Genomic DNA, 12,856 nt, shown 5'->3' with positions numbered 1-12,856 from the left:
GATTTTGAGGTGCCCGGTCTATTTGCCCCTGCGCGGTTTTGTCGCACCCGGCAGTCCGGCGTCTGTCCGTGCTGGCGGGTGCGACGTTGTAGAATGCCGCCCCATGAAATTCGTCCGAATCCACCAACCGCTCATCGCCTGGTTGCTCTACGGCGCCGTCCTGTTTACCGGGCTGGTGTGCAGTCTCAGCCACGGGCAGATGTTGCGGGCATTCAATCAGGCCGGCGACAGCGAGGTCTGTGGTGTGATGCAGAACGCCGCTAGCCAGATGGACATGGCGGCAATGGGCGATCACGCCTTGCTGATGAAGTGGTCCATGACCGATTGCGCCTTTGCCGGCAGCCTGGCGCTGTCGCTGGTGTTTTTCATCGGCCTGGGCTGGCTGGCGCGCACGGCCCGCAAGCGGGTGCCGCGTTCCGACTACCTGCTGCGCAAACCACCCCGACATCTCTCCCCCGGACTGGCACCGCAGGCGCCCTGAACGCCGCCGCGATGACCCGCCTGCTGTCTAGCGTCGCTCCCACAGATCCCGCACGGGGTGTGGGGCGGAAAAAGGCCTGCATCATTGCTGGCCGCTGCTTCAGAGAGTTCGTCACATGAATGATTTACTGACCCGCCGCCAGGTGGTCACCGGACTGGGCCTGCTGGGCCTTGGCCTGCTCGCCGGTTGCGACGGTTCGACCACCGCGCTGGATTTCAAATACGGCAAGGACCTCAGCAACGAGATCCGTGGCCGTACCTTCAAGCTCACCGATACCGACGGCGAGGTGAAAACCCTGTCGAGCTACCGCGGCCTGATGCCGATGGTGTTCTTCGGCTTCACCCAGTGCCCGGCGGTGTGCCCGACCGCGTTGGCCCGTGCCGCCCAGATCAAGAAGATCATGGGCGAAGACGGCAAGACCCTGCAGGTGATCTTCATCACCGTCGACCCCGAGCGCGATACACTGCAGATCCTCGACGCCTACGTCAAACAGTTCGACCCGAGCTTTGTCGCCCTGCGCGGTACGCTGGAACAGACGAAGCTGGTGGCCAAGGAGTTCGGCGTGTTCTACGAGAAAGTCCCGATCGGCGACACGTACACCATGTCCCACACCGCCACCAGTTTCGTCTTCGACTCGCGCGGCAACCTGCGTCTGGGTCTGTCGCCATCGCTGTCCGCCAAGCAATGCGCGGAAGATCTGCTCACTGTCATGGAGGTCTGCTGATGACCGTTCTGTTTTCTCGCGCCGTTACCCGTCTGCTGACCGCCTCCGTGCTGGCGGCTGCCAGTTTCTCCGCCATGGCGCAGACCACCGTTGAAGGCGCCTGGGTGCGCACGACGGTGCCCGGCCAGCCTTCGTCCGGCGCCTTCATGCGCATCACTGCCGACAGTGACAGCAAGTTGCTCGGCGTCAGCTCGCCGGTGGCAAGGGATGTACAGGTTCACCAAATGACCATGACCAACGATGTCATGCACATGGGCCCGGTGGATTCGGTGGCGCTGCCGGCCGGCAAGACCGTGTCGCTGGACCCGGACGGCTATCACGTGATGCTCATGGGCCTGAACGGGCAGATCAAGGAAGGCGACCAGGTGCCGCTGACCTTGACGGTGGAAAACGCCAAGGGCGTGCGTGAAAGCATCACCGTCAGCGCGCCGGCCAAAGCGTCGATGGACGACATGGACATGGGGCACGATCACGGGATGAAGCATTAAACCTCACCCGTAGGCACGCACCCCTGTTCCCCGCGGGGCGCAGGACTTGTAGGAGCTGGCTTGTCCTGCGACCTGCCGGGAACCGGCAGTAAATCCCGACGACCATGCGGTCCTGACACACCGCGTTTATCGGATTTACGACGGGTTCCCGGCAGGTCGCGGGACAAGCCACGCTCCTACAGGTGATCGATAAGCCTCAGTCGCTCACCATTCCCAGCAGCAACACCATGTTCAGCCCAATGATCAACAGCGCAATCGCCCAGGCCAGCAGGGTCAGGGCGCGGCCGGTGACGAAAGCGCCCATCAGCTGACGGTCAGAGACGAAACGCACCAGCGGCACGATGGCGAACGGCAGTTGCATCGACAGGATCACCTGGCTGAGCACCAGCAATCTCGCCGTGCCTTCGGCGCCATACAGGCTGGTCACCACGATCACCGGAATGATCGCCAGCCCGCGGGTCAGCAGGCGGCGGATCCAGCCCGGCAGTCTCAACCGCAGAAACCCCTCCATGACGATCTGCCCGGCCAGGGTCGCGGTCACCGTCGAATTGATCCCCGAGGCCAGCAACGCCACCGCAAACAATAAAGACGCGATGCCGACACCGAGCATCGGCGACAGCAGGTGATAAGCCTGCTCGATTTCCACCACGTCGGTCTTGCCGGCCTTGTGAAACACCGTGGCGGCAGTGATCAGGATCGCCGCGTTGACAAACAGCGCCAGAGTCAGCGCGATGCTGCTGTCGGTCACTGCCCAGCGCAGGCCGATGCGCCGGCCTTCTTCGGTGCGCGGGTAGGCGCGGGTCTGCACGATGGACGAGTGCAGATAAAGGTTATGCGGCATCACCGTGGCGCCGATGATGCCGATGGCCAGATACAGCGCGGCCGGGTTGGTGACGACTTCGGCTTTTGGGATGAAGCCGGCGAGCAGCTCGGCCATGTCCGGGCGAGCCAGGACCATCTGGATCGCGAAGCAGGCAAAGATGATCAGCAGAAGGGCGATGACGAAGGCTTCCAGCGCCCGAAAGCCCTTGCCCATCAGCAACAGGATCAGAAACACGTCGATGGCTGAAATCACCGCGCCCCACACCAGCGGAATGCCGAACAGCAGATTGAGGGCGATCGCGGTGCCGATCACCTCAGCCAGGTCGCAGGCGATGATGGCGATTTCGCAGGCCAGCCACAGGGCGATGCACACCGGGCGGCTGTAACGTTCACGACACGCCCGCGCCAGATCCCAACCGGTGACGATGCCCAGCCGCGCCGACAGCGCCTGCAGGACGATGGCCATCAGGTTCGACAGCAGGATCACCGACAGCAGCAGGTAGCCGAACTGCGAACCGCCGGCCAGGTCCGTCGCCCAGTTGCCGGGGTCCATGTAACCCACGGCGACCATGTAGCCGGGGCCGGTGAAGGCAAGCAGGCGCTTGAGCCAGTGGCCGGTGTTGGGCAAGGCGACGCTGGCGCCGGGTATGCCGCCGCCGAGGGTGTCGTCACCCGGGCTGGCGCGGTTTTTTAACGGTTGCATCGCGGAGTGTCCGGCTGGTGAAAAGAGCGCGAGCGAAGGCGTCGCATGGGTAGGGGGAGGTCAATTCACTATAGCGGGATCGGCGAATGTGCTCGGCGATCGAGATGCCGCTGAAACAGGAACGTTTGAAGAGGCTTGAGAATTAGTCTTCAGAGGGGCGGGATGATGCAGCGTTGCGCCGCATCATCCGCCAGGCCTGCGCCAGACGGGCAGGTTGCAGGCTTACAGGCAGTCGCGTGCGGCCTTTTCCAGGCTGCTCGGGCCGAAGGCCGACGACAGCGGGGCACGTTGATAAAGGAAGACGCGGGTGTTGGGGTTGCCCTTGAACACTTCGAGAATCGAGTCCTGTGACACCTTGCCGGAAACCAGCAGCTTGTAGTGACCCTTGGTTTCGCTCAGGGTCGCTTCCGGCTTGATGGCCTGCCATTTGGGGAATACGCACTCTGCGTACTCGGAGGCCGATTTCGGGGTTTCCAGCTTCAGGGACGGGTTGTTCGGCGTGGACGCGCAGCCGGCCAGGGCCAGTGCCAGCACGCTTGTCAGCAGTGGAAGACGCATGGGTTCATCCTGAAAACAAATTTTGATTGGCACTTTGAGGCGTGCCACACGGTTTTAGTATTAATACGACATCATTGCCAGGTTTTTTAGGAAGTTCGGCAAAGTGTCTGTTTTATCACGATTTAAATCGCGTGAAGATGGGAAGCAAAATCATTTAGCTTGATAGTGCCAGCCCCTTTTATTGTTGGACGCGTATGTTGAACAGCAAACGCCTAAATGAAAAGAGCGGCGCCGGGTTTTGTTTGCTGACGAAGGGACAAAAGAAAAAACGAATTTAATTCGCGGCGCGCGTGTTCACCTCATGAATACCGTCGACACGGGATGATCCTGACGTCGGGTCTCGCTGTACATGTGTGCACAAGCCCTCGCGGGGACTGCGCTGTTTTCTGTGCTCAAGGGAGATGTGCTGAAGTTTTGAGGGCGGTTTCCAAACTGGCCTTCGATTTGCACCGGCTCTGTTTGCGGTTTGATAACCAGAACAAGAAGGTGGAGGTAATTATGCGATTCCAACAGGCATTACTGGCACTGGCCATCGGGGGGGTGCTCTCGGCATCCACAGTCCTGATTCCTGATTACATCTCCCACAGCGGCAGCGCGTACGCCAAGGACGGTGGCGGCGGCGGGGGAGGTGGCGGCGGTGGCGGAGGCGGTGGCGGCGGTGGTGGTAATGGCGGTGGTGGAGGCGGTAACGGTGGTGGCGGCAACGGAGGCGGCGGTGGCGGCCATGGTGGCAACGGAGGCGGCGGCTCGGGCGGTTCGGGCGGCGGTGGATCCGGAGGCGGCGGCAACGGCGGCGGTGGTAGCGGTGGTAGTGGTGGCGGTAGCGGTGGTGGCCACGGCGGCGGTTCCAGCGGCGGCTCTGGTGGCGGTTCAGGTGGTTCTGGAAGCGGCTCCGGTGGCGGCAACAGTGGCGGCCACGCAGGTAACGACGGTGGCAACCATGATCGCGGCGATGACCACGGCAACGACGCCGGCAACCATGATCGTGGTGACGATCACGGCAACCACGCACAAGCCGGTGACGACCACGGCGTTCACAATGGCGGCCAGGCCCAAGCGGGCGATGACCACGGCGTACATCGTGCTGGCGAGATCGGTGATGACCACGGCGTACACCGCGCCGGTGAAGTAGGCGACGATCATGGCGTACATCGCGCCGGTGAAGTGGGCGACGATCATGGCGTACATCGCGCCGGTGAAGTGGGCGACGACCACGGCGTACATCGCGCCGGTGAGGTAGGCGACGACCACGGCGTACACAGGGGCGATCAGGCTCGCGCCGGTGACGACCATGGCAGGGATCGCGGCAACCACGATCGCGGCGACGATCATGGCGGCCGTCGTGGCGGGCATGCACAACCTGGCGACGATCACGGTGCCCAGGCCCGTGCTGGCGATGACCATGGCCGGGATCGTGGCAATCATGATCGCGGTGATGATCATGGCGGCCGTCGTGGCGGGCATGCACAGCCTGGCGACGATCACGGTGCCCAGGCCCGTGCTGGCGATGACCATGGCCGGGATCGTGGCAATCATGATCGCGGTGATGATCATGGCGGCCGTCGTGGCGGGCATGCACAGCCTGGCGACGATCACGGTGCCCAGGCTCGCGCCGGAGATGACCATGGCCGGGATCGTGGCAATCATGACCGTGGCGATGACCACGGTGGCCGTCGCGGCGCCCATGCCGAGGCGGGCGACGACAGTCGCGCCTGATGAGCAAAAGTGGACCGGGTCAAGCCGCGTGAAGCGGCTTCCCGGACCCACCGCAAACCCCACTCAACCCCCAATATCTCGTAAATTTCCCCAATGTCTGCGGGGCCTGGTCCCCGCAGATATCACGAGTCGTGCCATCTCCCCAAATTAAATTGTTACTCAATCTTTCGCTGAAAGCCCCGGCCTGTCTGCGTCGGCTGGCCACTGTTTTAATGTCATGGATCCATTTCTCAACTCTGGCAAGGGAATTGCCACTCTCCTCATACCTGCAAGCGAAAGGCGCAAGACGGCTGACTACACAGGCCTCATGGCGATGGACGCTTTATCAGGGCAGTTGGATGAAAACATGTGTCCCTGTGCACGAGTTGAAGGTGAACCACCATGAAACAACCTGCGCGATTAAAGTTTCCCCTCATCAACAGGCTTCAGCTTTTGCGCGGTTCTTCCGCCGTATTGATTGCTCTGAGCATGGGGTTTGCGGCGGTCCATGCCGGACCGATCGACAACGAAGATCAACCGCCCCCCACCGACCCATCGGCCTACAGCGATCCACCGGCCGATCCGGCCGCGGCGCTGAATAACCTGCTGACCCTGCCTGAAGCCAACGAAGGCGCTCTGGACCTGCCCAACGGCGTGGAAGGCACCCGTGCCAGCACCCGGGTAGAGAACGTCCTGCCACCGTCGGCACAGACCAGTTTCAATTACCCCACCAACGGCAACCCCAGCCCGTTGTTCGGGGCGCAGCCCTTTACCCAGCCGGTGCTGCTGTTTGAGGAATTCGGGCCAACCAGACTCGATCCGTCCCAGACCTCCAGCGTGCCGTTTCCACCGCCGACCCTCGGCCCAGGGCCCGCTCAGGACCCGAACAACGTCGCTCGCAGTGGTCCGTCCCCCGACGCCCTGGCGGCTTTCCTGGCCGCACCCGGCCTGACACCGTTTCCGACCCAGTATGCCAACTCGCTGGACCGCAACCCCTGGCAGTCCCAGATCGAAGCGTTCCTCAACCGTCGCGTCGACGCGCCGGCCGAAGGTCGTCCGCCAGGAAAGGGCTGGTCACACCAGCGCTGGAACGAGTTTTACCCGCAGATCGCCTACAAGACCGTGCAGACCGGCGCGCACAGCAACAGCGGTATCCGCGACCATCTGCAACTGCATGATTACAAGGGCGGCGAGTGGGGGCCGGGCGGGCTCAATTACTACCCTGACGGCAGCACCAACCATGGTGGTACCACCAGCGGTATCGGTGTGCGTCTTCACCCGCTGATGCCGGTACAGGAGCACAACTCGATCTGGACCTTCGACGGCACGCTCCCGCCGAAACTGCTGATGGTGCGCTACGGCCAGCCGGTGTTGATGCGTCACTACAATGGCCTGCCGATCGACCCGTCCGCCAACAAGGGCTTCGGTCTGCACACCATTTCGACCCACGAACACAACGGTCACAACCCGGCCGAAAGCGACGGCTACGCCAACGCATTCTTCTTCCCGGGTCAGTACTACGACTATCGCTGGCCGATGCAACTGGCCGGCTACGACACCATCAACACCAGTGCCAAGGATCCGCGTGCGGCATTCCCTTGTGCGCCGGGTGAAACCCTGTGGGTCAACGACGACTCGCCGGGCCTGAAAACCTGCGACCACGGCACCATCAAGATTCGTGGCGACTGGCGCGAAACCATGAGTACCCACTGGTTCCACGACCACATGATGGATTTCACCGCCCAGAACGTCTACAAGGGCAACGCGGCGATGATGAACTACTACAGCGCCCTGGACCGCGGCAACGAAGCCATCGACGATGGCGTAAACCTGCGCTTCCCCAGCGGCTCGTACCTGGCCTGGGGCAACCGCGACTACGACGTCAACCTGACCGTCGCCGACAAGGCCTGGGATCAGAACGGCCAGCTGTGGTTCAACCCGTTCAACACCGACGGCTTCCTCGGTGACGAGATGGTGGTGAACTGGGGCTACAAACCCTACCTGGATGTGCGGGCACGCAGCTATCGCTTCCGCATCCTCAACGGTTCGGTGTCGCGTTACGTGAAAATCGCCATGGTCCGTGAAATCGCCGGCAACGGCGGTGAGTTCCCTGGCCCGCAAGGCTCCGGCGTGTCCTATGCACGCGTGCCGTTCCACATGATCGCCAACGACGGCAACATCATGGAACACGCCGTACCGTTCGACGGCACCATGGACCTGGACGGCGACGGCGACCTGAAAAACAACTTCGGCATCCTGCCGACCCAAGGCATCGCCGAACGCTACGACATCATCGTCAACTTCGGCAAAAACGGGATCAAGGCCGGCGACAAGATCTACATGGTCAACGTCCTGGAACATGAAACCGGCAAAGGGCCGAAAGGCGAAGTACCGCTGGCCGACGTGTTGTCCGGCAAGTACCAGGCGGTGATCAAGCAGGGCAGCAAGGGGCCGCAGTGGGACAAGGGCGACCCGGTCGTCGGCAAGTTCATGCAGATCAACGTCAAGCCTTACACCGGTCAAGACCTGGCCATGGACCCGACTCAGTACGAACCGGCGAAACCCGGCAAGGCTGAAGGCAAGGTGATGATCCCGCTGACCATTCACCGCGACAACGCAGCCGACATCGCCATGCTCAACCAGGCCCGTCACCGCACGTTCATCTTCGGACGCTCGGACGGCACCGACAGCACCCCATGGACGATCAAGACCGACGGTGGTCTGGGCTTCAACATGGACCCACGGCGTCTGTCTGCGGCGACTCATCTGAGTACGGGCCCAACCTCGGCCGGTTATCAAGGTACGGGGACACTGGAAATCTGGAAGATCCAGAACGGCGGCAACGGCTGGACCCACCCGGTGCATGTGCACTTCGAGGAAGGGATCATCCTCAGCCGTGGCGGCAAGGCACCGCCTGAGTGGGAAAAATGGGCGCGTAAAGACGTCTATCGCATCGGTACCGACAGTGGCGACAACGTAGAAATGGCGATCCATTTCCGCGAATTCGCCGGGACCTACATGGAGCACTGCCACAACACCCAGCATGAGGACAACTCCATGCTGCTGCGGTGGGACATCGAGCACCCTGGGCAATTCCAGCTGATGCCGAACCCGATGCCGACCTGGGATGGCGTGGGCTACATGAACTCGGCAGCACTGCCTACCTATGCCACCGGCGACACCACCGGTCCAACCGTGAAGCTGACCGCAGCGTCTTCGAGCAGCAGTTCCGGTTCGGGTTCTTCGGGTGGTTCCGGCTCGTCAGGCGGTTCAGGTTCATCGGGTGGCTCGGGTTCGTCCGGCTCCGGTAAAGGCAAATAGCGATCCGCAGAGATCGGGGAGGGTACAGTGATGTACAGCATGCTTCGCAGCGCGGCCATTGCAGTGACCGTATGGGTGATGACCGCCATCGGGAGCAGCCTCCCCAGCGTGGCCGGCGATACGCCGTCCACGCCCTGGGGGCAGGACTTCTTCCCCAATACCGTGCTGATCAACCAGGACGAGAAACCCGTGCATTTCTTCGACGACATGATCAAGGGCAAGGTGGTGGTGATCAATTTCATCTTCACCTCTTGCTCTGACTCCTGCCCGCTGGAGACCGCACGCTTGCGTCAGGTGCAGAAGCTACTGGGTGATCGCGTCGGCAAGGACGTGTTCTTCTACTCGGTCAGCATCGATCCGGAAACCGACACCCCGGCGGTACTCAAGCAGTACATGGAAAAGTTCAAGGTGGCGCCGGGCTGGCAGTTCCTGACGGGCAACAAGGACGACATCATCGAACTGCGGCGCAAGCTCGGGCTGTTCATCGAGGGCGTCGACAACGGGCGCACCACCGATCACAACCTCAGCCTGATCGTCGGCAACCAGGCGACAGGGCGCTGGATGAAGGCCTCGCCGTTCGAGAACCCGTACGTCCTCGCCGACCAGTTGGGTAACAGCCTGCAGAACTGGAAAAACGCCGACCCCAACCAGGACAGCTACGCCAACGCACCGCAAGTGCGGCCACCGAGCCTGGGCGAGCAGATCTTCCGCACCCGCTGCAGTGCCTGTCACACGCTGGGTAATGAAGGCGAGGCCACCACCGGCATCCGCGGTGTCGGCCCCGACCTGATAGGCGTCACGCGCAACCGTGACGGCATGTGGCTGGGTCGCTGGCTCAAGGAACCGGACGTCATGCTGGCGGAAAAGGACCCGATCGCCATGAGCCTGTTCGAGACCTACAACAAAGTGGCAATGCCCAACCTGCGCATGGAAGACAACGACATCGCGCAAGTCATCGCCTACCTGCAGGAAGAAACCGACCGGCAGAAACCGGAAGTCCACATGCACATGGCCGGCGACGATCCCCACGCCGGGCACGACATGCATGCCGGGCATGAAGGGCATCACATGGAGTAGCGCCTGGATTTTGGGGTGTTGCACAGCAACGGCTGCCAGCGATGGCAGCCGTTTTTTTGCGCGCGCGTGATGTCGGCATGGCCGGCGTAAATCCTGTGGGTGGGAGTCCTGCTCGCGAAATACGAGGAGCACGCTGACGCTTTGTTTTTGTGGGAGGGAGCCCTGCTCGCGACAGCGGTGTGTCAGTCGGCACGGCATTGTCTGGATGGACGCCTTCGCGAGCAGAGCTCCCTCCCACGGCCTGCGGCCAGAAGCAAAGGCGGCGGTGTTCATGGATCCGTAGCAGTCCGGCTTGCCGGCGGCAGTGATTTCAAGGGCATCACAGCCGACAAGCCATGCAGCTACGGGGGGCCTGCTTGTCTGCCAAATGGGTGACATACGCAGAACCTGTGGGAGCGGGCTTGCCCGCGATGGCGTTGTATCAGGCGATCTTGCAGCGTCTGAATAAACGCATTCGCGGGCAAGCCACGCTCCCACAGAAGTGCGCACTGAATCCTTATGTTTTTGTGGGAGGGAGCCCTGCTCGCGACAGCGGTGTGTCAGTCGGTACGGCATGGTCTGAATGGACGCCTTCGCGAGCAGAGCTCCCTCCCACGGCCTGCGGCCAGAAGCAAAGGCGGCGGTGTTCATAGATCCGTAGCCGTCCGGCTTGCCGGCGGCAGTGATTTCAAGGGCATCACCGCCGACAAGCCATGCTCCCACAGAGGCGCACACTGAATCCTTATGTTTTTGTGGGAGGGGGCTCTGCTCGCGAAAGCGGTGTGTCAGTCGGTACGGCATGGTCTGGATGGATGCTTTCGCGAGCAGAGCTCCCTCCCACGGCCTGCGGCCAGAAGCAAAAGCGGCGGTGTTCATAGATCCGTAGCCGTCCGGCTGCCGGCGGCAGTGATTTCAAGGGCATCACCGCCGGTAAGCCACGCTCCCACAGAGGCGCACACTGAATCCTTATGTTTTTGTGGGAGGGAGCCCTGCTCGCGATAGCGGTGTGTCAGTCGGTACGGCATGGTCTGAATGGACGCCTTCGCGAGCAGAGCTCCCTCCCACGGCCTGCGGCCAGAAGCAAAAGCGGCGGTGTTCATAGATCCGTAGCCGTCCGGCTTGCCGGCGGTAGCGATTTCAAGGGCATCATCGCCAGCAAGCCATGCAGCTACGGGGGGCCTGCTTGTCTGCCAAATGGGTGACATACGCAGAACCTGTGGGAGCGGGCTTGCCCGCGAAAGCGGTGAGTCAGGCGATCTTGCGGCGTCTGAATAAACGCATTCGCGGGCAAGCCACGCTTCCACAGAGGCGCGCACTGAATTCTTATGTTTTTTGTGGGAGGGAGCTCTGCTCGCGATTGCGTCAATTCAGTCAATGCTGTGCCGTCTGACCCGCCCCCTTTGTCCGGATGCTGCTTCAACCCGCCTGGTACTCCGGCAATACCAGGTGAAACGTGGCCCCCAGCCCGGTTTCGCTGGTGGCCCAGATTTCGCCGCCGTGGTGTTCGACGATGGAGCGGCAGATGGACAGGCCCATGCCGATGCCTTCGGATTTGGTGGTGAAGAAGGGTTCGAACAGGTTGGGCAGGACGTCGGGGGCGATGCCGGGGCCGGAGTCGGTGATGGTCAGTTTCAGGCGGTGGAGTTCCACGCGGGTCAGTGTCAGCAGGATGTGGCCCTGTCTGGCTCGGGTCTGGGTGATGGCCTGCATCGCGTTCATCACCAGATTGATCACCACTTGCTGCAACTGAACGCGGTCGCCGTTGAGCGCCAGGGGGGCGTCGTTGACGGCGGCGCTGAGGGTGATGCGGTTGCGGGTGACTTCGCGCTGGATCAGTGCCAGCGATTCTTCGACCACCTCCCACAGGTCCAGCGGCGTGTGCTCCAGGGTGGCCTTTTTCGACAGGGCGCGGATGCGCTGGATCACTTCGCTGGCGCGGCAGGTGGCACTCAATGTGCGCTGGATGCCGTTGCGCACTTCCAGATGGTCCGGCTCGTCACGGTCGAGCCAGCGCAGGCTTGCTTCGGCGCTGGTGCGGATCGCCGACAGCGGTTGGTTGACCTCGTGGGCGATGGAGGCGGCCAGTTCGTTCAGGGTGACCATCCGGGTGATGTGCGCCAGTTCGGCCTGGGAACGCAGCAGCGCTTCTTCAGCGCATTTCTTGGCCGACACGTCCATCAGCGCGCCGACGTATTCGCAGTTGCCATGCTGGTCCCGAATGGCGTGGGCCAGCAGATGCACGTACTTGATGCGGCCGTCCGGCATCCGCAAACGGTGCTCGATGGTGAGGTTGTCCTGCTGCGCCACGGCATCGCGGAAAAAACTGCGTACCGCCGACAGGTCGTCGGGATGGGCGCGCTGGATGATCCGCTCGAAAGAAGGCGGCTCGCCGGCATCGAGTTCGAAGATCCGTCGCGCCTCGTCGGACAGGTAAATGGTCGTGCCCGAAGGCGTGAAGCCGATGCTGCTGGTATGACTGATGCGTTGTGCGCCGGCCAGGTAGGCTTCGCTGCGGCGCAGCTCGTCGTTCTTGGTCTTGGCGTCGAAGGCGAACAGGCTGGCGGTGACCAGGCAGATGAAATCGGCCAGCGCCCGCAGCGCAGAAACGGCATGGGGGGCCTTGAGGTTGGAGACGACCAGGCCGATCAGGGTCAGGCTGAAGCACAGCCATGACATCAGCACGATGCCGGTGCTGCCGTAGACCCGCGCGCTGAGCAGGATGACCGGGATGTAGAATACCGGCATCGACAGGCTTTCACACAGCAGCAGATCGCCGATGAAAATGGCGCCGATCAGCAGCAGACAAGTCGCTTTGGTCATGACCTCGCGCAGGATGGCGCGGCGGTTGCGCAGGCCGGCAACAGCAAACGGCTGACCCGATGCGGCGTTCTGCATGCTTTTCTCCGGTGATCGTCGTTCAACACGAGGGGTGTCCTTGCCCGCAGGGTGTCTGGGCCGGCAGCAGCATACGAAGGGGGCAAAGGGGTCGAAACTATACTTAGGTGTAC

At 62.3% G+C, this 12,856-nt stretch carries 9 protein-coding genes; 5 read left to right on the top strand and 4 right to left on the bottom strand.

Annotation, left to right across the window (positions count from 1 at the left end):
* The first annotated feature begins 103 nt into the window (after positions 1-103).
* The 3 genes from ACIPL0_RS09170 to ACIPL0_RS09160 all read left to right on the top strand — a co-directional run bounded on the left by ACIPL0_RS09170 (position 104) and on the right by ACIPL0_RS09160 (position 1,693).
* On the top strand, positions 104-481 hold the full coding sequence (locus tag ACIPL0_RS09170; protein ID WP_400599198.1) for a DUF2946 family protein: 378 nt from the start codon (positions 104-106) through the stop codon (positions 479-481).
* A 115-nt stretch (positions 482-596) separates the two neighbouring features.
* On the top strand, positions 597-1,205 hold the full coding sequence (locus ACIPL0_RS09165; RefSeq protein WP_400599197.1) for an SCO family protein: 609 nt from the start codon (positions 597-599) through the stop codon (positions 1,203-1,205).
* Complete coding sequence (locus tag ACIPL0_RS09160) at positions 1,205-1,693, top strand: copper chaperone PCu(A)C (protein WP_400599196.1); 489 nt, start codon at positions 1,205-1,207, stop codon at positions 1,691-1,693. Before ACIPL0_RS09165 ends, ACIPL0_RS09160 begins: the two co-directional genes overlap by 1 nt.
* Positions 1,694-1,889: 196 nt before the next feature.
* Here ACIPL0_RS09160 and ACIPL0_RS09155 read toward each other — a convergent pair whose 3' ends face one another.
* The 3 genes from ACIPL0_RS09155 to ACIPL0_RS09145 all read right to left on the bottom strand — a co-directional run bounded on the left by ACIPL0_RS09155 (position 1,890) and on the right by ACIPL0_RS09145 (position 5,543).
* Positions 1,890-3,218 (bottom strand): Nramp family divalent metal transporter, encoded by a 1,329-nt coding sequence (locus tag ACIPL0_RS09155; RefSeq protein WP_400599195.1) that lies wholly within the window; start codon positions 3,216-3,218, stop codon positions 1,890-1,892.
* A gap of 222 nt (positions 3,219-3,440) precedes the next feature.
* Complete coding sequence (locus tag ACIPL0_RS09150) at positions 3,441-3,776, bottom strand: hypothetical protein (protein WP_400599193.1); 336 nt, start codon at positions 3,774-3,776, stop codon at positions 3,441-3,443.
* Positions 3,777-4,646: 870 nt separating this feature from the next.
* Complete coding sequence (locus tag ACIPL0_RS09145; RefSeq protein ID WP_400731521.1) at positions 4,647-5,543, bottom strand: hypothetical protein; 897 nt, start codon at positions 5,541-5,543, stop codon at positions 4,647-4,649.
* A gap of 330 nt (positions 5,544-5,873) precedes the next feature.
* Here ACIPL0_RS09145 and ACIPL0_RS09140 point away from each other — a divergent pair, with 330 nt between their 5' ends.
* Positions 5,874-8,792, top strand: a complete 2,919-nt coding sequence (locus ACIPL0_RS09140) for a multicopper oxidase domain-containing protein (RefSeq protein WP_400599190.1) — start codon at positions 5,874-5,876, stop codon at positions 8,790-8,792.
* A gap of 78 nt (positions 8,793-8,870) precedes the next feature.
* Positions 8,871-9,869, top strand: coding sequence for an SCO family protein (locus tag ACIPL0_RS09135; protein WP_400599212.1), 999 nt, complete (start codon positions 8,871-8,873; stop codon positions 9,867-9,869).
* A gap of 1,395 nt (positions 9,870-11,264) precedes the next feature.
* Here the strand turns inward: ACIPL0_RS09135 and ACIPL0_RS09130 are convergent.
* The gene (locus ACIPL0_RS09130) at positions 11,265-12,743 is read right to left on the bottom strand and encodes a sensor histidine kinase (protein WP_400599189.1); all 1,479 of its coding nucleotides are present in this window, start codon (positions 12,741-12,743) and stop codon (positions 11,265-11,267) included.
* Between the last annotated feature and the right edge of the window lie 113 nt (positions 12,744-12,856).

Source organism: Pseudomonas sp. NPDC090208 (assembly GCF_044746785.1).
Lineage (GTDB): Bacteria > Pseudomonadota > Gammaproteobacteria > Pseudomonadales > Pseudomonadaceae > Aquipseudomonas.
Note: the sequence above shows the minus strand (reverse complement) of the source record. Positions and strands in the feature narration are given on the sequence as shown.

Bases quoted from the DNA above. Each gene is read 5' to 3' on its own strand.
- ACIPL0_RS09130 (WP_400599189.1), bottom strand. From the start codon at position 12,743: ATGCAGAACGCCGCATCGGGTCAGCCGTTTGCTGTTGCCGGCCTGCGC.
- ACIPL0_RS09150 (WP_400599193.1), bottom strand. From the start codon at position 3,776: ATGCGTCTTCCACTGCTGACAAGCGTGCTGGCACTGGCCCTGGCCGGC.
- ACIPL0_RS09165 (WP_400599197.1), top strand. From the start codon at position 597: ATGAATGATTTACTGACCCGCCGCCAGGTGGTCACCGGACTGGGCCTG.
- ACIPL0_RS09160 (WP_400599196.1), top strand. From the start codon at position 1,205: ATGACCGTTCTGTTTTCTCGCGCCGTTACCCGTCTGCTGACCGCCTCC.
- ACIPL0_RS09140 (WP_400599190.1), top strand. From the start codon at position 5,874: ATGAAACAACCTGCGCGATTAAAGTTTCCCCTCATCAACAGGCTTCAG.
- ACIPL0_RS09170 (WP_400599198.1), top strand. From the start codon at position 104: ATGAAATTCGTCCGAATCCACCAACCGCTCATCGCCTGGTTGCTCTAC.
- ACIPL0_RS09155 (WP_400599195.1), bottom strand. From the start codon at position 3,218: ATGCAACCGTTAAAAAACCGCGCCAGCCCGGGTGACGACACCCTCGGC.
- ACIPL0_RS09135 (WP_400599212.1), top strand. From the start codon at position 8,871: ATGACCGCCATCGGGAGCAGCCTCCCCAGCGTGGCCGGCGATACGCCG.